Raw genomic sequence first — 20,610 nt, forward strand, 5'->3', positions numbered from 1 at the left:
TGGTCCCCGCTACTAAAAGAAAAAAAGCCGAGGTGAATATCTTGGCTTTTTTTTGTATCCTAAATCACGCTATAATACCACCTGTCTTTCAGGATTATCTTTTTCCTGCTCGTCTAAATTTCTCATTGTCGACTGTCCTGAGGTTGTTAAAAAACTGTCTTTTGCTGTTAGTTAATCGCTCTAATTTTTTTGATAGTGGATTGTTCTGTAAAATGTGTGTTTATGCAATCGTTTGTTTAATTGGCGCAATCGATTTCGTTGCTGCTAAATTTTGATATACTGTCATCATCTTTTAGTTTTAGCATTCATGTACCTAAATTTTGATTAGCACGCTAATCAATTTTTAAACTAACTATTAAATATTATGATTTCAAAGATTCTCGACAATCACAAGTTGAGTCTGTTATCATTAGCTTTACTCATTACAAGTACACACAACTCGGCTAATGCTAATGGTCTTACGTTTCCAAACAACAATATTTTGTTGAATGACGCGGTTTATCAACAAAAAGTGAATGGAAAAGTGCAGTCTACAGACGGCCCATTGGCTGGTGCAACCATTAGTGTTAAGGGGAGCGCTAAATCGACATCGGCAGGAGTAGATGGACGGTTTACCATAGATGCTAAAAATGGAGATGTACTAGTCGTCACAAGTGTTGGTTATAAAACACAGGAAGTGACGGTGACAGGACCGGTTGTTAACATCAATCTGGAGTCCAATAGTGAAGCACTTCAGGAAGTTGTTGTCGTTGGGTATGGAACACAACAGAAAAAAGAAAGTTTAACTGGTGCCCTTCAGGCTGTTAAGGGAAACAAATTACGTGATGTCACTACGCCATCGGTTGAGAATATGCTGAATGGTAAGGCTGCCGGTGTATATGTTGCACCAGGGGCTGGTAAACCGGGGTCAAATGGTGGTGTTGTGATTCGTGGTCAGGCAACCCTAAGCGGTACGACGAGTCCGTTGTGGGTTATTGATGGTGTTATCGTCGGCTCAAGCCCAGGTGATATCAATCCAGATGACATTGAATCATTGACTATCCTAAAAGATGCTGCCTCAACATCTATTTATGGTTCTCAGGGTGCAAATGGTGTTGTTGTCGTTACAACAAAAAATCCTTCGGCTTCCAAAACAAGCATTAGCTTTTCTACAAAAATGGGTATCAACCAACTTTCCAATGGACACATGGAAATGATGGACGGGGCTGAACTTTATGACTACTTTGCTTCATTTTCGAATCCCGCTGATATCAAATTCCCACGTTGGAATTCGGACTTGCGCAATAGCAATTTTGATTGGTGGAAGCTGGCAACGAAGACCGGATTTGTCCAAAACCACAATTTATCCATTCAGGGAGGAGATGATAAATTACAGTCTTATTTGTCTTTAGGGTACTACAACGAAGCCGGTGCTGTAAAAGGGTATGATTACGATCGTTATAACTTTAGATTACGTACCAACTATAAGCCTTTTGACTGGTTGACCATCAAGCCATCTATTGCCGGTTCGAGACGTGCGGTAGATGATCGTCAATATGATGTCAATGCCATGTATGGAAACCTACCTTGGGATAGTCCATACGATGCAAATGGAAATTTAGTGCCACACCGTTATAGTGGCTGGGTCAATAATGCAAGCACGAATTACTTGTATGACTTGCAATGGAATCATAGTGCCAATACCAATTATGAATTTATGGGTAACTTAGATTTCGATGTCAAATTAACGGATTGGTTGACCTTCTCTTCTGTCAACAATTATCGCTACAATACGTATTCTGTCAGTGGTTATCAAGATCCGCGATCAAACAGTGGTGAAAGTGTAATTGGGCGTGTGACGGATTACCGCATGGAGTTTGCGCGTCGTTATACCAACCAAATCTTGCGTTTCAACAAGACCTGGGATAAACATAGCCTGAATGGATTGGCTGCATACGAATTTAACGACTACTGGACAAAAACTTTAGATGCTTACGGAACGGGTATTGTAAATGGTTTCGAGGTATTGGATGTTGTTGCAAAACCAGAACGTACGAAAGGCGGAATTTCCGAATGGGCAGTACAGTCATTCTTGTCGAATGCAAACTATGCATACGATAATAAATATCTGGCACAGGTATCTTTCCGTCGTGATGGGGCATCCAATTTTGGTACCAATGCGAAATACGGAAATTTCTTTTCAGTCAGCGGTGGTTGGAATATCAATAAAGAAGAGTGGTTCAAGGCTGATTGGGTAGATAACTTAAAACTGCGGGCGGCTTATGGATCGGTAGGTAATAGACCGAGCTCATTATATCCACAATATAGCCTTTATTCGGTATCAGCATCATCAAGCTATAATGGAATACCAGGGGCATTAATTAGCCAAATTGGTAATAAAGATCTGACTTGGGAAAAAACATACACAACAGGTTTTGGGGTGGATGCTGCCTTATTTAAGAATAGGCTAAGACTTAATGTTGATTATTACGATAAGAAGACTGATAATGTGCTTTATCAAGTGCCGATCAGTGGTCTGACAGGTGTCACTTCTATCTGGAAAAATATTGGTAAGATGCAAAACCGGGGGATTGAATTGACCATCGGTGGCGATATAGTTCGCAACGATAATGTACATTGGAGTTTGGATGTTAATTTAAGTCACAATGTGAATAAATTGACGGAGCTATTTGAGACAAAAGATGCCAATGGTAATCTTGTTTCGAAACCAATTATCGCAGGGGACGGATCAGGGATAGCTGGATCGGCGCAACGTTTGCTTCAACCTGGTTATCCGGTAGATACCTATTATCTAAAAGAATGGGCTGGTGTCAATGTTGATAATGGTTTGCCGATGTGGTACAGATACGAGACAGATGCCAATGGCAATGAAACGAGGACTACAACGTCGAACTATTCCAATGCAACTTTCCGTAATGCAGGAAAAGGAAATGCAGATCTCTTTGGCGGTTTCAGTACAGCCTTAAGTTATAAGCAGTTTGATCTAAATGCCGTGTTCGGGTTCTCTTTGGGCGGTAAGTTGTATAATTATTCGCGCCAAGAATTTGACTCGGATGGAACTTATACCGATCGTAATCAGATGAAGTTACAGGATGGTTGGAGCCGCTGGGAAAAACCCGGTGATGTTGCTACTCATCCGATAGCAAGATACGATAACCAAGATAAAGGTAATTCACCGTCAACACGCTTCTTGGAAAGTAACAATTTCTTAAAAATGAGATCCTTGACTTTGGGTTACAACTTCGATTTGAAAAAGTATAACATCAAAAATTTACGTGTATTCTTAGCTGGAGAGAATTTGTTTACGATCACAAACTACTCGGGTGTTGATCCGGAGCTTCCATTGACTGAACCAGATGGTAAAGGCGGGGGTGGTCAAATGATCAGATCTACAGGCGTTTCTGTCTATCCTATGGTTCGTAAATACATGTTCGGCGCAAGTGTGACATTTTAATTTTAACGTTTAGAAAATCAATAATGAAAAAGATATTAATCGGACTTTTGATCGCATCGGCAGTATCCTCCTGCGATATCGATCGTCTTCCTTATACTTCGATGGACGAAGAGAATATTGTGAGTAATCCTGATGCCATGGTAACAGGTACTTATGCGCAGTTAAAAGCTTGGTCCGACCCAATGCACCGTCTTGGTGAATACGCTGGTGATAATATGATGATCCGCGGGTCATCGACAGACGCGTTTTACGAATTTATCTCCTATGCGAGAACACCTAATAATTACCGTTTGCAGAACTTCTGGGATAGCGGTTATAAAGCTATCGCGCAATCTTCGAACGTCATTAAGATGTTTGCTGAAGGTCAAAGTGAAGAGATGGATAATAAGTTGGGTGAATGTTATTACATCCGTGGAATGATGTATTTTTACCTTTGCCGTGCGTTCGGGAAGCCTTATTACCAAAGTCCCGAGACAAACTTGGGTGTTCCAATTGTCAACGGTACACCTGAAGATGTATTCAATGATTTGAACTTGCCAGACCGTGCGTCTGTAAAAGATACTTATGCGCAAGCGATCAGTGATCTGAAAAAAGCAGAAGCTTTATTGAAGATCGATAAGGGGGCAGTGTATGCTTCAAAGGGGGCGGCACAAGCAATGCTTTCCCGTATATACCTGTATATGAGCGGCACGTATAAAAATCCAAATGCAGAATATGCACGTCTTTCTGTAGAATACGCAGACAAGGTGATTAATTCAGGTAAATATGTCCTATTGGCTCGTGAGCAATTCATGAAATACAATACCTTTAGACCAGAAGATAACAAAGAGACGATCTTTGCGGTGAAACGTGTCGCTTCTGAATTTTCAGGTGATGATCACTATTATGGTATTGGTGGTATGTACTCCAATATCGGTGGTATGGGCTGGGGCGAGATGTATTCCAGTGCCAAGTACATAGATTTATTAAATGAAACAGGTCGCAATGACTGGAGACCTGATCATTATACGATTGTCGATGCACGTGCGGCCTTTATTGAACCTACTTATTCCAAAGATAAGGCCGGCAAATACTCAACTGTGTTTCGATTTATCAAACAAGATATACCTGCGAAAGCCGGTGATCCTAAAACAATGAGCTATCTGCAAATTCCAGTTGTAATTAACGGAAATACTGTTGTTGCACGAGAAGTCAAAAAGATAGGTGATAATGAGGTTGTTAAAGAATATACATTGACGGCAATTAATGCTAATCAACAGACCTATTCAATTACTTATGAAGATGGCAATACCTACTCCGGTATGATCGATTACTATATTTCCTTAAACCGTGCTTATCCACAATTCTATATTGTGAAATGCTCACGTGAAGGCGAGGAGTCGCAATTGCACTCACCTGTAATCAGCCGCTTGGGTGAAATTTATTTAAATCGCGCAGAGGCTAATGCAAAATTAGGTAATTATGGTGCTGCGCTAAATGATTTAAATACCATCAGAAATCGTTCTATTGTCAATGGGGGATATACTTCAATTGATGCTACCAATGCAAGTAAACTGATCGACAAAGAGCGTCAGTTGGAATTGGCTTACCAGGCTGAACGCAGTTATGATGTGTTTCGTAATGGCTTGCCGTTAAATAGAACTTATCCTGGGCCACAAAAACAATTTGAGGATATTGTACCGACAGATTTTAGAGTGACTTATTTTATTCCACAGGATGCGATCAATTCATATCCGGGCAAATTGACTCAGAATCCAACATCTAATTAGGCGAATATTGATAATTTAAACCCTATAAATGGCTTTACTTCACCGTAAAGCCATTTTTGTTTTTGTGTCGCGATAATCCCTTTCGAATCCGTATCTTTGTTCCCTTAAGTATATTTTTAGCATAAAAGTGCCATCTGCTGTGATAGTGGATGGATCAAATAAAATAAATATGGCAAATATTGTTGCAATTGTTGGTCGTCCAAATGTTGGTAAATCTACCTTATTCAATCGTCTTACAGAAAGTAGAAAAGCGATTGTTGATGACTTTAGCGGGGTGACGCGCGACCGTCATTATGAAACAGCCGAGTGGATCGGAAAGAAATTTACAGTAATTGATACAGGTGGTTTTGTACATGGTTCGGATGATGTCTTTGAAGAGGCTATTCGTGATCAGGTCTATATCGCTATTGAAGAAGCTTCGGTCGTTATATTCATGGTGGATGTCACCACTGGCATTACCGACTTGGATGATGAGATCGCTGATATTCTGAGAAGAAGTTCTAAGCCCGTGTATGTCGTGGCTAATAAAGTCGATCACGCTAAATTGCACCATGAATCGGCAGAGTTTTATGCTTTTGGTTTAGGTGAGGTTTTTAATATCTCGTCGGCTACAGGATCCGGTACAGGTGAATTGTTGGATGCTGTTGTTTCTCATTTTGAAGTGGAAGAGGAAGAAGAAGAATCTTTACCGAAATATACCATCGTGGGGCGCCCGAATGTGGGTAAATCCTCCTTGACAAATGCCTTGATCGGCAAAGATCGCAATATTGTAACGCCAATGGCCGGGACAACACGTGATTCAATCCGTATACATTACAATCAATATGGACATAACTTTTTATTGATCGATACAGCAGGTCTTCGTCGTAAGTCCAAGGTAAATGAAGATATTGAGTTTTATTCAGTGATGCGTACCATCAAAGCTTTGGAAGATTCTGATGTGACAATTTTAATGCTTGACGCACAGGATGGATTAGAAGCGCAGGACGTTAATATTTTCAACTTGGCAGAGAAGAACCGTAAAGGTATCGTAATTGTTGTCAATAAGTGGGATTTGATCGAAAAGGACAACAAAACAATGAAGGCTTTTGAAGATCGCATCAAAGAGAAAATAGCACCATTTACAGATGTGCCTATTATCTTTACTTCCGTAACCGAAAAACAACGTGTCCTTAAGGTGTTGGAAGTTGCCGACAAGGTATATGCCAACAAAACCAAAAAGATCCCTACTTCCAAATTGAATGAAGTGATGTTGGATATTATCGAGAATTATCCACCGCCATCCTTAAAGGGTAAATATATCAAAATTAAATATGCAACACAGTTGCCAGGACGGACACCGATGTTTGCATTCTTCTGTAATCTGCCACAATACATCAAAGATCCGTACAAACGTTTTATTGAAAACAAATTGCGTGAGAACTTTGACTTTACAGGTGTGCCAATTCAAATATATTTCAGACAAAAATAGATTTCCAAGCAGCGATTAAACATGGACCATAATCTCTATTTATACAATACGCTTTCGCGAACAAAAGAAAAATTCGAACCTATTCATCCCAATCTTGTTGGTATGTATGTATGTGGGCCCACAGTGTACAGTGATGTGCATTTGGGGAACTGTCGGACGTTTGTGTCTTTTGATTTGATTTTTAGATACTTGCGTCACCTTGGTTATAAAGTGCGTTATGTACGCAATATTACCGATGCGGGGCACTTGGAAGGCGATCGTGATGAAGGGGATGATAAATTTGCAAAAAAAGCAAAATTGGAACAATTGGAACCGATGGAAATTGTTCAAAAGTATACGATAGGTTTTCATGACGTATTGCGTCTTTTCAATACGTTGCCGCCCAGTATTGAGCCTACTGCGACAGGACATATTTCCGAGCAGATTGAAATGATCGAACAGATTATGGAGAATGGCTATGCCTATGAGCGCAACGGTACAGTCTATTTTGATGTTGAAAAATACGTTGAAACATACGATTATACGATATTGACCAATCGTAAATTGGAGGATATGCTCAATAATACCCGTGAATTGAGCGGTCAGGATGAGAAAAAGGGACGTTTGGATTTTGCCTTATGGATCAAAGCAAAACCTGAAACGATTATGCGTTGGCCTGCACCTTGGAGTGTTGGCTTCCCAGGTTGGCATATTGAATGTTCGGCCATGAGCAGAAAGTACTTAGGTGATCAGTTTGATATTCATGGCGGTGGAATGGATTTGGCAGCTACACATCATACCAATGAAATTGCACAATCAGAAGCATGTAACCATACGAGCCCTGCCAAATATTGGATGCACACGAATATGTTGACTGTAAATGGTGCGCGTATGTCCAAATCTGCCGGAAATGGATTTTTACCGGGCGAACTATTTACTGGAAATCATCCCTTATTGAATAGAGGTTATTCGCCGATGGCCGTACGATTCTTTATGTTGCAGGCACATTATAGAAGTACGCTGGATTTCTCCAATGAGGCTTTGGATGCGGCCGACAAAGGGTATAAAAGACTCATGACTGCGATCAGTCTTTTAGACAAATTGAAGGTGTCGAAAGGTGCTGATTCATTCAATTTAGCTGAAATCCGCCGCAAGTGTTACGCAGCTATGGATGACGATTTTAATAGTCCTGTACTCATTGCCGAATTGTTTGAAATAGTACGTATCATCAACTCGATTTATGATGGTAAAGCGAAAGTAACAGCTGAGGGATTGGAAGGTCTTCAAGTATTCATGAAAGAATTTGTTGAGGATATCCTAGGGCTTAGAAACGATCAGACTTCAGCATCCGATGATATCGATGACGTCATGAATCTGGTCATTAAACTACGTAATGAAGCCAAAGCAAATAAAGACTTCGTCACCTCTGACCGTATTCGTGATGAGCTTAATTCTATTGGAATTCAATTGAAAGATAGCAAAGAAGGAACACTTTGGAATAAGATTTGATAGATAAGAAATCGAATTTATAAAAGAGGAATAAAATGGAATATTCCTATTGGGAAAACACATTATCGTGGAAACCAATGGATATTCCATGTAACCTTTAAAAGAAAGATCAATTTGCATATGAATTTTTGGAATAGGCTATCCGTCGTCGCATTCATGAGTGTTGCTGGTACAACACTTTATGCGCAGATACCTGAGAAAGTTGGAAGCCTATTGCAGGCCGATAAGGATGCTGCTGCACTGGCTAAAGCCTCTACACCGCATCAAGCGTTTCTTTCGATCATTGATAAGGAATCTACGTTTTATGTCCCATCGGCAGTAAATGCTTATAACTATCTTAATAATAGACCAAATATTCCCGATGTTTTAAATTGGCAACCTACGTTTGCGTTGATTGCTAAAAGTCAGGAATTTGGTGTGACTTCGGGGTCTATGGACTTTCAGAAAGTAGGTGCAAGATTGCGTCATGGAGAATACTTGACTGTCTGGAAACGCAACAAAAAGGGTAAGTGGCTGGTCGATATTCGGGCCGAAGTTGAAAACAACGGAAAGGATGGGGAATTTGATCTTGAATATATCGAACCTACCGATTCGTGGTATCTGAAGCATCGCTCTAAAGTGCGATTGAATCAGCGTGAAGATATTGTCCTGGAAACAGACAAATTGATGTCAACAGTTCTGAAGGCCGACAACCCAACCGCATATAAGGAGTTTTTAAGCGAGGATGTCCGCTTTTTGTTCCCTTGGACCAGTCCGATGGAAGGAAAGGCCACAATGATGGATTATCTCAAAAAACAGCGGATGACGATAGAAACAGTCCCGGAAGAAGTAAAACGTTCGTATAGTGGCGATTTTGCCTATACAAAAGGAACTGCAACGGTACGACAAAAGGATAAGGTGGTGAAGTATAATTATATTCGTATCTGGCAACTGAGCGAATTGGCGAAGGATGATGTGAAGAAAGCGAACTGGAATATTCTGATCGAGATGATGTTTGAGAAATAGCATGACGATTGCCAAATAAAAAAAGGGCTTGAATATATACTATTCAAGCCCTTTTTTATAGGATAAGTGTTGTACACTTATTGTTTTTTCCATTTTTTCAATTCATCGCATGAACCAAACTCGTCACTGATATTGATAAATGTTGTTTTCGATTTATCATCGAACCATTTACTTAGATTGCGATTGATTTTATCTTGTCTGGCAGCCTCTTTGATTTTGGTGAAATCCTCGTCCAAATTTGCTTTGTGCGGCGGAATACGTGTTTTCAAGTAATTGAAACGGTAGCCAACATCGCCCATTTTGTCTGTAAATTGCTCTGGTTTGGAGTATTCTCCTGGTTTTAGGGGATCGATTGCTGTAAATACTGATTTTTCCAAGCCATCCATAGGAATTACGGTTGTGCGGCTTGAGCCTTCTTGATTTAGGATCATACCCCCATTGAATTTGCTTTCTTCTGCATCCGAATAATTTGTAGCAGCGTGATAGAAATCCATTTTTTTGTCAACAACCAGTTTATAGATACTGTCCAATTTATTTTTCGTTCTTTCCAACGCAGCAGTACCAGGATTGATCTTCATCAGGATATGGCGTGTATGCACCTCTTCGCCCCGTCGTTCGAGTACCTGAATAATATGAAAGCCAAATTTGGATTCTACAATTGGAGAAATTTCTCCCGGTTTTAATTTAAAAGCCATCGCGGAGAATTCCTTTACGTAGTTGTCACGTGTGCCGAAACCTAAATCACCACCATAAGGGGCAGATCCGGGATCTTGCGAGTATATACGAGCCATTGTACCAAAGTCTGAGCCATCTACAATCTGCTTGCGGATACCTTCAATCTTATCTCGCTGCTCTTTTTTTTCTGCATCTGTCAATTTGGGCATCATCACAATCTCACCGATTTCTACCTCGGTATTGAAGTAAGGCAGACTGTCTTTATTCAAGCCTTCAAAATAACGCTTTACTTCCAATGGTGTTACGTCTACTTTTTGAACAATGTTTTGCTGCATTTTGTTAGCTTTCAATTGCTCAAAAACACTTGAACGCATTTCTTCTTTGTATTGCAATAAAGAGCGGTTGAGGAATTTTTCAAGACGTTCTTGCCCTCCTGCCTGTTGTGACATATGACGTAGGCGGGAGTTAAGGTTATCGTCAACTTCGGTTTCCGTTACATCTATAGAGTCAATTACTGCCTGTTGGGAAAGCAGCTTCTGAATGATTAACTGCTCAAGGACGCCGCATTTAAAATTTTCATTAGGTTTATTCCCTTGCGCTAACCATTGAGAATATTGCATATCCACGTCGGACTGTAAGATAATGCCCGATCCAACCGTTGCTACAACGCGATCAATAACTTGACGTTGCGCAAGACTGGCCTGAATTGATGCAAACAGCAATAAAAACAATATATAAATGTTTTTTTTCATCCGTATAAATTATTTATGATATTTATGAGTGATCTTCATTTGTATAAATGAATTCGTTTCACTCGGTTATTTGTTCATCATTTATTTTTTTGTCACAAGCATTCACGCTGCCTTCGGCGGTATACGTAGTAATTGTGTTCAATATATACTTTTTTGAACAACAGCACAAAATTATCAGATTATATGAATTATTCGTACTTTTATTTAACAATATTTTTGTATTCCCAATATTTTAAATGGGCGATTTTAGAATTGTTAAAATTGATGTGCTAAAATACGCATTTGCCTATTAGAAAGGACGGTTTTAACCAAATTTAACAAGTCTATTGACGATATTTACGCCTATAAAATAGCGGGGTTTTTAGATCCTCACACGGAGGATGAATGGGTGAATTTAAGTAGGGGCCCGTATAATTTAGAAACAAACTTGATGTAACGGTCTCATTCAACAAATGAGTAGCTACATTTATAAAATAATTTCAATGAAAAAAGCATTTATTTATTTGATGACAATTTTACCTCTTGCTAGTTTTGCGCAACAGATTCCCATGTTTGTGGGCACATATACGAGCAAAACCGCGAGCAAGGGCATCTATATTTATAATTTTGATGTTAAAACTGGTGAAACAACCTTGTCGAGCACGCAAGAAAGTAAAGATCCATCCTTTTTAGCGCGAAATAATAACTTTATTTATGCCGTTAATGAGGTTCCAAATCAAGAGGGGACTGTTTCTGCCTATTCTTTTAAGGACGGTCATTTAACTTTTCTAAACTCACTTCCTTCCGGAGGGGAGTCGCCTTGTTTTGTTGAAGTACATCCTAAGGGTAGCTTGCTCGCTGTAGCAAATTATACAGGCGGCTCTGCAGCGCTGTTTGATTTAGAAAGTAATGGTGTTTTGAGCAAAAGAGCACGATTAATACAACACGAGGGTAAGGGAGTGGACCCCGTTCGCCAAGAAAAGCCACACGTACATTCTACTTTTTTCTCCAATAAAGGGGATAAGTTGTACGTCCAAGATCTTGGTTTGGATGAGATTTCTATTTATCCGGTGAATAAAACTGGAAATGCCTATAGTCTTGCTGATGAATCAGAAGATATCTTTACGCCTGCTGGTGGCGGTCCTAGACATATTGTATTTGATAAGAAAGAGAAATTCCTGTATGTCGTATTGGAAATGACCGGTCAAATTGCATCGTATAAGAAAGATGGCGATGCATGGATGTATCAAAGTACTTTTGATATTAACCCCGAAGGTTTTAAAGGAAGTAACGGCGGTGCTGACATGAAGATCTCTGCTGATGGAAAATTCCTGTATGCGACCAACCGTGGCGATGCCAATACGATAGCTACTTTTTCGGTAGAAAAGGATGGAGAATTGAAGAAAATAGCGAATCTTTCAGTAAAAGGTAAAGGTCCGCGTAATTTCAACCTTTCTCCGGATGGGAAATATCTTTTGGTCGCCAATCAATATACCAACAACATTGTTTTGTTTAGTCGGGATGCTAAAACGGGTTTGTTGACAGATACTGGAAAAGAAATTGCTGTACCAGCACCAGTTTGCATTATCTTCTAATCCAGAAAAGAAGTTCGAATAAGAAAAGAAGATTTTTAGGAAAAACCGTATGCGTTTTTTACTAAAAAGATTAATATAACCAAAAGTGGCTAATAAAGAGTAGTTTACAAGAGAGAAAAACTCTATCGGTAACGATTTAGTAATGGTGCTTACTGCACTTGTTTTTATCTGATTACCTTGTAAATCAATATTGCAAATATAAAAAATAAAGGGTAAAGAGTATTGGTTCTTTATCCTTTATTTTTGCCCTTTCCTTCTACTTAATAACAAATAAAATCTCCCCACTGGGGAGAAACTGTGATAATAGTTTCAATATTATTCCCAAATTTTGACATATCAACAATAGATGCAACTCCGAAACAAATTGTGAGAACCTCTAAACGACTATGCTATGGAAATCGTGTTGAATAAAATATTATCGCAAATTCATTATCAAGAAGACAAACTATCTTCTCAAATGATGCCAACAGCGGATGAGGCTTATCAAATGACGTTGTTCTTAAAAGAACTGCTCTGTGCCATAAAAACCAAAGTCTTACAAGCCGGATTTAAAGATGAACAACAGGAGATTGAATTTTTCAGGAATATCAAACCGCAAATATTAGGAAAACTAATTTACTATAATAAAGTATTCCGCATAGAAACAACCTGTCCTGTCAATAACGGCAAAATACATCATAGCTACTACGAAAACCTATTAAAAAATCTGAAATCAGAATATAAGGAAAATATTTGTAACGAAGATTTTTATAGATATTACCGTGCTGGTAGAACAGATCGTGACCATACTTATTTCAAACTTGGAAAGATCAATTATCACGATGGTTTGAAAAGTGGCGTATTTGAAATTGACCTCAGCTTCTCAACGTATTATGATAATAAGATTGCACATATTATTGCTAATGAATTACTTTATACTTACATGCTCAGCAAAATCAATCCCGAAGAAAACCCAGACACGATTTTACAGAATTTAGATACAAAAAAGGATATTTCATGGACAAATTCTCAAAATGCACTTATTGAGCTCATATACGCTCTCTATGCTTCAAATTCCATTGCATACGGAAAAATAGGGATAAGAAAATTGGCTTTGATTTTTCAAGTGCTGTTTAGAACTCCGTTAAACGATATTCATCATTCTTTCCACCGAATGAAAACAAGAGCAGGTTCAAGAACTGCATTTTTAGACCAGCTTAAAATATCCCTCGAAGAATATATGGATAAAGACCTTTAGCTATATCAAAATAAAGATTTGAAAGCAGTACCCAAAACGTACTGCTTTTTTCTTTGCCTATATCTGCCAATTGGCAAATGTTAATACAACCTCATAATTAAACTCACTTAAATCCCTAAAACACTTATTAAACAAGGGTTTTACCGAATGGTAAAAATTTTCAAAAAACCGCCAAACCAATTGGCAGAGCTTGGCAGACAAACACTGCCAGCTTTCTCAATTTTGCATAGTGAACGTTAAAAAGCTGTGCGATGAAAATAATAACAATTGAAGAGGAAGCCTGGCAACAGCTAAACAGCCGTATCAATGCCATTGCCGATTACCTGAAAAGGCAGGAAGATAAAAGCTATGATGACCTGTGGCTAAATAACCACGAGGTATGCCAATACCTGCACATCAGCGAAAAAACCTTATGGCGTATGCGAACCAAAGGAGAGATCACTTACTCAAAAATCTACGGTCAGTATTTCTACACCCTTGGATCCATAAAAGATATGCTTAATGCCAACGCCATACAAAGCAGTGATGAATTTATACAAGAGCTTATGGTAAAAGGTAAAAGCTATATCGAAAAAGGCAGAAAGCTAAGTGTAAATAAAAAATAGGACCCTTAAAAGTATATCCCTATGAATATTGACAGAATGGAATTTTTGGCGTGGATGGAACGCTTAATGGGTCGCTTAGATATGCTGGGTGATAATATAAACGAGTTACAAAAGAAACGCAACAGCATAGATGGAGAGGAATTACTGGACAATCAGGATTTACTTCAAATGCTGAAAATAAGCAACCGTTCTCTGCAACGGTATCGCTCCATCGGCAAACTGCCCTATTACACTATTAGTGGAAAGCTTTATTACAAATTGTCTGATGTACATCAATTCATCAGAGATAGCTTTAACCCACCTTCAACCAAATAAAGCCAATGAAAGACAAACACTACCTCTGAGTGCCATATAGTGCAATTCAGTGAAAGCTTGCTTTACATTCGATAGTAAATTTTAAACTTTTGAGAATATGAGTGAAGAAACCATAAATAAACAGGAAATGCCCGAACAGTTATCTGACATTTTGTTAGTTCTGGATAAGGAAAAAATGAAAATCCAAGCTGTAAAGAGTATAGACGAGAATGGAAAAATGGAAACCGTTGACCCCACCAAGAAAAACCAAAACCAATTTATGCGTGTGGATAAAAGCGGTGATTTCTTTTCGAACTTCTTTTCCAATTTTTTCAGCCAATTAAAGAACCCTACCAATTTTTCATTCTTTAAAGTGCCTGCACCTATCGCTGTTGAAAAAGCACAGAAAATGCAAAAGCAGGTTGATAAACCCACTGCTGAAGGCGAAAAAGTAATGAAAGAACACGAAGTAAAAACAGAACCGCAATCGGATAAAAAACAAGTAAATCAAAATAATATGGCAACAACACAAACAACACCGGAAGCAAGCGAATACCGCTACAAACCGGAGCAGATTGATTGGGATACAATGACCAATCTCGGATTAAGCAAGGAATACCTTGAAAAGAGAAACCTACTTGAACCTTTATTGAAAGGTTATAAAACAAACGAACTACTACCGATTGGTGTTAACCTCGGCGGTACAATTCTTCGTACAGATGCCCGCTTGTCTTTACAGCAAGCCGAAGACGGAAAAGTTGTGGTAGGAATACACGGCATCAAAAAAGAACCCAATTTGCATTTTGAGTTTTTCGGACACAAGTTTACGGATGAAGACAAAAAGAACCTGCTCGAAACTGGTAATATGGGGCGTGTAGTAGATTTGAAAAATTCCAAAACTGGCGAACTGATGCCGTCTATTATTAGTATAGACAGGTTAACCAATGATGTAATTGCTCTGCGGACGGAATTTATAAAAATTCCCGATGAAATTAAAGGTGTAAAACTGAATGATGAGCAAAAGCAAACTCTATTGGAAGGCAAACCACTTTATTTAGAAAGTATGGTTTCTACGAAAGGAACTGAATTTTCGGCAACGGTTCAGTTCAATGCAGATAAGCGATATGTGGAATTTTTGTTCGACCGCAATAATTCTAACAGGCAAACGCAAAGCAACGGACAGAATAATGAGCAAAGCAAGCAACAAAACCAAACACAGGAAATTCCAAAAACTTTCCGAGGAAAAGAACTGACTGACGAGCAACAAAAAGATTTCAAGGCTGGTCAAACCATTTACATTGATGGATTGAAAGATAAAAAAGGGCAACCATATCAAGGTTATATCACTTTCAATAAAGAAAATGGAAAAACCAATTTTGAATTTCCAAATCAATATAAGGAAAGGATAAAACCGACCGAAGCTCATAAAACGCAAACTGCGGTCAATTCTGAAGGCAAAACCCATGAGGCCACCAAGAACATTAAAGAGCCTTTGAAGTCTGGTCAACAAACACCGAAAAACAAACAACAGCAGGAGCAACAGGAAAAGCCCAAAGCTCCAGAGAAAACAAGAGGCAAAAAAATATCTTAAAGTATGAAAACAATCATTGCAGAAAAACCAAGCGTAGCAAGGGAAATAGCCGGACTTTTGGGAGCATCCGATAAAAAGGACGGCTACCTGACAGGTAACGGCTATTTTGTTACCTGGGCATTCGGACATTTAATAGGACAGGGAATGCCCGAAGATTATGGAATTTCGGGATTTGATAAAACAGCGTTACCGATTTTGCCCAATCCTTTTTTATTAACTGTTCGGAAAGTAAAAAAAGATAAAGGCTATACAGCCGATACAGGAGTGTTAAAGCAACTAAAAATTATTGAACAGCTTTTCAATAAAAGCGAGAGCATTATTGTGGCTACCGATGCAGGACGTGAAGGCGAATTGATATTTCGTTACATCTACGAATACCTGAAATGCAACAAACCCTTTGAACGCCTTTGGATAAGTTCGTTGACCGAAAAAGCCATCAAACAAGGATTTGAAAAACTAAAACCAGGAAAAGAATTTGACGGATTATACCAAGCAGCACAAGGTAGAAGCCGTGCTGATTGGTTGGTAGGCATCAATGCTACACAAGCATTGAGCATTGCCGCAGGAAATGGTATCTATTCCCTCGGAAGAGTTCAAACACCTACCTTGGCTTTGATATGCAAACGTTATTTGGAAAGCAAGAATTTCAAGGTTAAGAATTATTGGCAGATACAGCTATCGCATAATAAAGAGTTGATAGATTTTAAAAGTATTTCCAAAACAAAATGGGAAGACCAAAAACTTGCCGTTGATACGCTGAAAGCCATTCAACGAAACGAAACGGCAACAGTTACATCAGTAGAAACCAAAAGCGTTACGGAACAACCGCCTTTGCTATTCGATCTTACCGGATTGCAGAAAGAAGCCAATAAAAAACTGAACCTTTCTGCTGATGAAACGCTCAATATTGCTCAAAGTCTCTATGAAAAGAAGTTTATCACTTATCCTCGAACCGGAAGCAAATATATTCCCGAAGATATGTGGGCAGAAATACCCAATCTTGTAAGGGCTTTACAGGACAGAGAAAGCTGCAAACAGGCGATTACAAAAATGAGATGGGGTCGCTTCAATAAACGTATTGTGAACGATTTGCGTGTTACCGACCACCACGGTTTGTTGATTACAGATAAAATCCCGTCAGCACTGAACGCAAAGGAAAACTCCGTTTATGATATGATTGCCTTTCGACTGCTCGAAGCCCTTTCACAAGCCTGTATCAAGGAGATAACCGATGTAGGTTTACAGGTATTGCATTATGATTTTACGGCAAAGGGTTGTAAGGTTATAGAAGCGGGCTGGCGTTCCATCAAAGGCAGTTTCTCCGATGATGATACCGAGCCTGTACAGGATTTGCCCGAACTGAAGAAAGGCGATGAACTTAAAATAAAAGAAGTCTCCGTTTTGGAAAAAAAAACCAAACCGCCTGTATTGTATACCGAAGCAGGGCTTTTGTCGGCTATGGAAAGTGCAGGAAAGGAAATCGAAAATGAAGACGAACGGAAAGCCCTGCAAAATATCGGTATTGGCACTCCGGCTACAAGAGCCGCAATAATTGAAACCTTGTTTACCCGCAATTATATCCAACGGGAAAAGAAATCCTTAATCCCTACCGAAAAAGGATTGCAGGTGTACGAATTGGTCAAAGACCGTAAAATTGCGGATGTGGCAATGACCGCCGAATGGGAATTGGCTTTGCAAAAAATCGAAAATAACGAAGCAGATGCAGAGGCATTTCAAAAAGAAATGGAAACTTACGCCTCATCTATTACCAATGAATTGTTACAAACTTCCATTGCGCAAAACAACTTGCCTAAATTGGTTTGCCCGAAATGCAAAGGCCATCAACTCATTATCCGTGATAAAATAGTGAAGTGTCCGGATGAAGTTTGTAGTTGGGTACAGTTCCGCAATGTGTGTGGCATACAAATCAGCTTAGCCGATATTGAAAACCTTGTCAATAAAAAGAAAACTTCACTTATCAAAGGAATGAAAAGCAAAGCTGGAAATAAATTCGATGCTTATATCGTGTTGAATGAGGATTGCAAAACCTCTTTTGAATTTGCTAAAAATAAAAGCTACAAAAGTAATGGAAAATAAGCCTACCATTAGCACAATGGAAATCAGAAATCTGATTTATTCCATACGTGGAAAGCAAGTGATGCTGGATAGCGACCTCGCTTCCTTATATCAGGTGGAAACCAAGAACCTCAACAAAGCCGTAAAAAGAAATATTGAAAGATTTCCTGCTTCTTTTTGCTTTCAACTTACCGAAGAGGAAGTTGAAAACTTGAGGTTCCAAATTGGAACCTCAAGTTTGAGCTACGGCGGAAGACGTTATCTGCCCTATGTTTTTACTGAACAAGGGGTCGCAATGGCTTCTGCTATACTTCGCTCGGATATAGCGGTTAAAGTCAGTGTTGAAATTATGGAAGCCTTTGTAGAAATGCGGAGAATGCTTGCCAGCAATGCCTCTCTTTTTCATCGTTTGGATAAGATTGAATTGAAACAATTAGAAGCCGACCAAAGATTTGAAGAGATTTTTAAGGCACTGGAAAGCGACAAGCTCCACAGCGAAAAAGGTATCTTTTACAACGGACAGATTTTTGATGCCTACGCCTTTGTATCGGATATTATCCGAAATGCAAAAACCTCCATTATCCTGTTGGATAATTATGTAGATGATACGGTATTGACTTTATTGGGTAAACGGAATAATAATGCAACTGCCACTATCTATACCAAAAACATCAGTAATCAGCTACGGCTGGATGTACAACGATACAACAGCCAATATCCTCGGATTGAAATTAAGATTTTTTCCGATGCTCACGACCGCTTTTTGATTATTGACGATGTGGAACTTTACCATATCGGAGCATCACTAAAAGACCTGGGCAAAAAATGGTTTGCCTTTTCGAGAATGGATATTGAGGTGGGCAGAATGCTCCAATTACTGAATAGAGTTTAATTAAATCCCTGTTTTTGACAGGGATTTAAAATTCTAATTTCTTCTTGTCCAACTTAAATTAGCAGATATTAATTCAACTATTAGGGTTTCCAGTATTTCGTTTACCCATTCTAATTCAAAAATCAAATTGTTCTTAGCGAACCTAAAAGTTAAATCTTGCTTTTCTGCGTGGAATATCTTATTCCGTAAATAGTAACAGTATTTAATACAGATGAAGACAGTAATTTCTAATTCGGTATTTATTACAGGATTTTTAACCTTGTCCTCTAAATATCCAGTAATCCTTTTAAAGATTATTTCGCTGTCAGTTGAGGACTTATTATTGTGATAAAGGTCTTTGATATAGTCGAACTTATTAAACTTATTTTCAACCTTATCCACACTGAAAATATTTTTTAAATCAGTTTCAAAATAACTGATATTATCAAGCAAGTTTTTACAAATAATCTTATTTTGATACCTGAAGATAAATGCAATAAAGGAAACTATCTTTTCTTTAGTATCATAATCATTACTTAGTAGCTCATTGAAACGAACTTTTTCTCGAAGTTCTTTAGCTGTAATATTTCTTGCTCTATGCAGTGATTTTGGAAACAATGTTGGGTTAGTAATTATGAAATTTCGCATTAATCGGTGGCATTCATTTTCGTTTACACCATTTCCAAAATAATAATAGATTGAATTAAAAGATTTCCATAACTTTTCAAACCGTTCACTTTCTTCATCGGTAATTTTAGATTTCAAAAGGTAGGTTAAAGCATATTGGATTGCTTTGGATTTATCGTCAATTTTAAAAATATCGGTAATATCTAAAGTTGAAATATCAGTCCCTTTAAATTTATCGTTCAATATTTGTTCAATACCAATTTTTGAAGTTGGTAGAGAAAGCATTGTTTCTTCTCCTGTTTGCTTTATTCGGTTAATAGAGATATGCTGTATAGGAACGAAATGGTTTACTCGGATATAATAGTAAATCAGAGATTTTATAATCTGATTATGAATAGAATTGCTTTCTGAAAAAACAATATTTATAAGATTGATTTTTGCAGTTCTATTGCACTTTATTGTTAGTGTATCATTCTCAATCACTAACTCGTCATTTGTATCTGAACTTCCCTTATACTCCATTTCAAATACTTCCCGAGAAATTGAAATGTCAGGAGCATCAAAACTTATATTTATGGAATAATTGTGCTTTATTTTATTTTTTGCGAATGTCTTAATGGAGCTTGTTATAAAACTGTCAAACCTTGATTTCTTTTCATAATTATAAATATCATAAACGTCGGGATATAAATCCTTAAACTTTATCTTGAAATCTGTTAATGTATAAGGGTCTCCATTAAATGAATTGTGCAAAATCAAAAGTTTATCATTTATAGTTTTAACGGACTTGCCTTTCTTTTTTTTGGTCAATCTAACATCTTCGCCAAAATTTTGCAAGGCTCTAAAGGCTTGCTCCTTAACTTCAAATATTCTATCCGTTTTCATCAAACGATACAATTCCCTTTTGCTTTCAAAGCATTTATACTTTGAAAGGAAGTCTATTGCTTTCTACCTATTCCGGTAGTCTGATATATCATTTGCAAGGTTTACATACTCTGCAATGTTATTTGGTTTCTTATTGTCAAAATCCTTGTTAGCCATATTCTTCCTCACATAGTTTAATCGTCAAATTTAATCAAAACCAATCTGTATTCCGTTGCTTAGCCGATTATGTTTACGAC

14 protein-coding genes are annotated in these 20,610 nt (G+C 38.2%); 12 read left to right on the forward strand and 2 right to left on the reverse strand.

All coding sequences use genetic code 11. The features are described from left to right. Positions 1 to 364 precede the first annotated feature (364 nt). From B2O97_RS16905 to B2O97_RS16925, 5 genes are all read left to right on the forward strand, one after another. A complete protein-coding gene (locus B2O97_RS16905; protein WP_286767729.1) occupies positions 365 to 3,454 on the forward strand; it encodes a SusC/RagA family TonB-linked outer membrane protein in 3,090 nt (1,029 codons plus the stop codon). A 23-nt stretch (positions 3,455 to 3,477) separates the two neighbouring features. Further along, complete coding sequence (locus tag B2O97_RS16910; RefSeq protein WP_115046555.1) at positions 3,478 to 5,223, forward strand: RagB/SusD family nutrient uptake outer membrane protein; 1,746 nt, start codon at positions 3,478 to 3,480, stop codon at positions 5,221 to 5,223. 169 nt (positions 5,224 to 5,392) lie between these two features. Next, complete coding sequence (der, locus tag B2O97_RS16915; protein WP_070569188.1) at positions 5,393 to 6,694, forward strand: ribosome biogenesis GTPase Der; 1,302 nt, start codon at positions 5,393 to 5,395, stop codon at positions 6,692 to 6,694. Between the two features lie 21 nt (positions 6,695 to 6,715). Beyond that, positions 6,716 to 8,182 (forward strand): cysteine--tRNA ligase, encoded by a 1,467-nt coding sequence (gene cysS / locus B2O97_RS16920; protein WP_075994298.1) that lies wholly within the window; start codon positions 6,716 to 6,718, stop codon positions 8,180 to 8,182. A gap of 120 nt (positions 8,183 to 8,302) precedes the next feature. Continuing rightward, on the forward strand, positions 8,303 to 9,187 hold the full coding sequence (locus B2O97_RS16925) for a DUF4440 domain-containing protein (RefSeq protein ID WP_286767730.1): 885 nt from the start codon (positions 8,303 to 8,305) through the stop codon (positions 9,185 to 9,187). 77 nt (positions 9,188 to 9,264) lie between these two features. On the opposite strand, the gene B2O97_RS16930 is transcribed toward B2O97_RS16925, so the two are convergent. Continuing rightward, the gene (locus B2O97_RS16930) at positions 9,265 to 10,614 is read right to left on the reverse strand and encodes a peptidylprolyl isomerase (RefSeq protein ID WP_075994297.1); all 1,350 of its coding nucleotides are present in this window, start codon (positions 10,612 to 10,614) and stop codon (positions 9,265 to 9,267) included. Positions 10,615 to 11,096: 482 nt separating this feature from the next. On the opposite strand from B2O97_RS16930, the gene B2O97_RS16935 reads away from it, so the two are divergent. From B2O97_RS16935 to B2O97_RS16965, 7 genes are all read left to right on the forward strand, one after another. After that, complete coding sequence (locus B2O97_RS16935) at positions 11,097 to 12,188, forward strand: lactonase family protein (protein WP_075994296.1); 1,092 nt, start codon at positions 11,097 to 11,099, stop codon at positions 12,186 to 12,188. Between the two features lie 391 nt (positions 12,189 to 12,579). Continuing rightward, positions 12,580 to 13,425 (forward strand): RteC domain-containing protein, encoded by an 846-nt coding sequence (locus B2O97_RS16940; RefSeq protein ID WP_286767731.1) that lies wholly within the window; start codon positions 12,580 to 12,582, stop codon positions 13,423 to 13,425. A gap of 251 nt (positions 13,426 to 13,676) precedes the next feature. After that, on the forward strand, positions 13,677 to 14,030 hold the full coding sequence (locus tag B2O97_RS16945; protein WP_286767732.1) for a helix-turn-helix domain-containing protein: 354 nt from the start codon (positions 13,677 to 13,679) through the stop codon (positions 14,028 to 14,030). Between the two features lie 21 nt (positions 14,031 to 14,051). Beyond that, on the forward strand, positions 14,052 to 14,345 hold the full coding sequence (locus tag B2O97_RS16950) for a helix-turn-helix domain-containing protein (RefSeq protein ID WP_286767733.1): 294 nt from the start codon (positions 14,052 to 14,054) through the stop codon (positions 14,343 to 14,345). Between the two features lie 97 nt (positions 14,346 to 14,442). Continuing rightward, positions 14,443 to 15,915 carry a DUF4099 domain-containing protein gene (locus B2O97_RS16955; RefSeq protein ID WP_286767734.1) on the forward strand — a complete coding sequence of 491 codons (1,473 nt, stop codon included), beginning with the start codon at positions 14,443 to 14,445 and terminating at the stop codon, positions 15,913 to 15,915. 3 nt (positions 15,916 to 15,918) lie between these two features. Beyond that, complete coding sequence (locus B2O97_RS16960; protein WP_286767735.1) at positions 15,919 to 18,012, forward strand: type IA DNA topoisomerase; 2,094 nt, start codon at positions 15,919 to 15,921, stop codon at positions 18,010 to 18,012. Then, positions 18,002 to 18,883, forward strand: a complete 882-nt coding sequence (locus tag B2O97_RS16965; RefSeq protein WP_286767736.1) for an ORF6N domain-containing protein — start codon at positions 18,002 to 18,004, stop codon at positions 18,881 to 18,883. Before B2O97_RS16960 ends, B2O97_RS16965 begins: the two co-directional genes overlap by 11 nt. Positions 18,884 to 18,916: 33 nt before the next feature. Here the strand turns inward: B2O97_RS16965 and B2O97_RS16970 are convergent, their stop codons facing one another. Continuing rightward, positions 18,917 to 20,374 (reverse strand): hypothetical protein, encoded by a 1,458-nt coding sequence (locus B2O97_RS16970; RefSeq protein ID WP_286767737.1) that lies wholly within the window; start codon positions 20,372 to 20,374, stop codon positions 18,917 to 18,919. Between the last annotated feature and the right edge of the window lie 236 nt (positions 20,375 to 20,610).

This window comes from Sphingobacterium sp. UBA865, assembly GCF_002295765.1.
Lineage (GTDB): Bacteria > Bacteroidota > Bacteroidia > Sphingobacteriales > Sphingobacteriaceae > Sphingobacterium > Sphingobacterium multivorum.

What these genes read in the sequence shown, in the direction of transcription:
- der (WP_070569188.1), top strand. Translation starts at nt 5,393, where the DNA reads ATGGCAAATATTGTTGCAATTGTTGGTCGTCCAAATGTTGGTAAATCT.
- B2O97_RS16910 (WP_115046555.1), top strand. Translation starts at nt 3,478, where the DNA reads ATGAAAAAGATATTAATCGGACTTTTGATCGCATCGGCAGTATCCTCC.
- B2O97_RS16940 (WP_286767731.1), top strand. Translation starts at nt 12,580, where the DNA reads ATGGAAATCGTGTTGAATAAAATATTATCGCAAATTCATTATCAAGAA.
- cysS (WP_075994298.1), top strand. Translation starts at nt 6,716, where the DNA reads ATGGACCATAATCTCTATTTATACAATACGCTTTCGCGAACAAAAGAA.
- B2O97_RS16945 (WP_286767732.1), top strand. Translation starts at nt 13,677, where the DNA reads ATGAAAATAATAACAATTGAAGAGGAAGCCTGGCAACAGCTAAACAGC.
- B2O97_RS16955 (WP_286767734.1), top strand. Translation starts at nt 14,443, where the DNA reads ATGAGTGAAGAAACCATAAATAAACAGGAAATGCCCGAACAGTTATCT.
- B2O97_RS16970 (WP_286767737.1), bottom strand. Translation starts at nt 20,374, where the DNA reads ATGAAAACGGATAGAATATTTGAAGTTAAGGAGCAAGCCTTTAGAGCC.
- B2O97_RS16935 (WP_075994296.1), top strand. Translation starts at nt 11,097, where the DNA reads ATGAAAAAAGCATTTATTTATTTGATGACAATTTTACCTCTTGCTAGT.
- B2O97_RS16925 (WP_286767730.1), top strand. Translation starts at nt 8,303, where the DNA reads ATGAATTTTTGGAATAGGCTATCCGTCGTCGCATTCATGAGTGTTGCT.
- B2O97_RS16965 (WP_286767736.1), top strand. Translation starts at nt 18,002, where the DNA reads ATGGAAAATAAGCCTACCATTAGCACAATGGAAATCAGAAATCTGATT.
- B2O97_RS16905 (WP_286767729.1), top strand. Translation starts at nt 365, where the DNA reads ATGATTTCAAAGATTCTCGACAATCACAAGTTGAGTCTGTTATCATTA.
- B2O97_RS16930 (WP_075994297.1), bottom strand. Translation starts at nt 10,614, where the DNA reads ATGAAAAAAAACATTTATATATTGTTTTTATTGCTGTTTGCATCAATT.
- B2O97_RS16950 (WP_286767733.1), top strand. Translation starts at nt 14,052, where the DNA reads ATGAATATTGACAGAATGGAATTTTTGGCGTGGATGGAACGCTTAATG.
- B2O97_RS16960 (WP_286767735.1), top strand. Translation starts at nt 15,919, where the DNA reads ATGAAAACAATCATTGCAGAAAAACCAAGCGTAGCAAGGGAAATAGCC.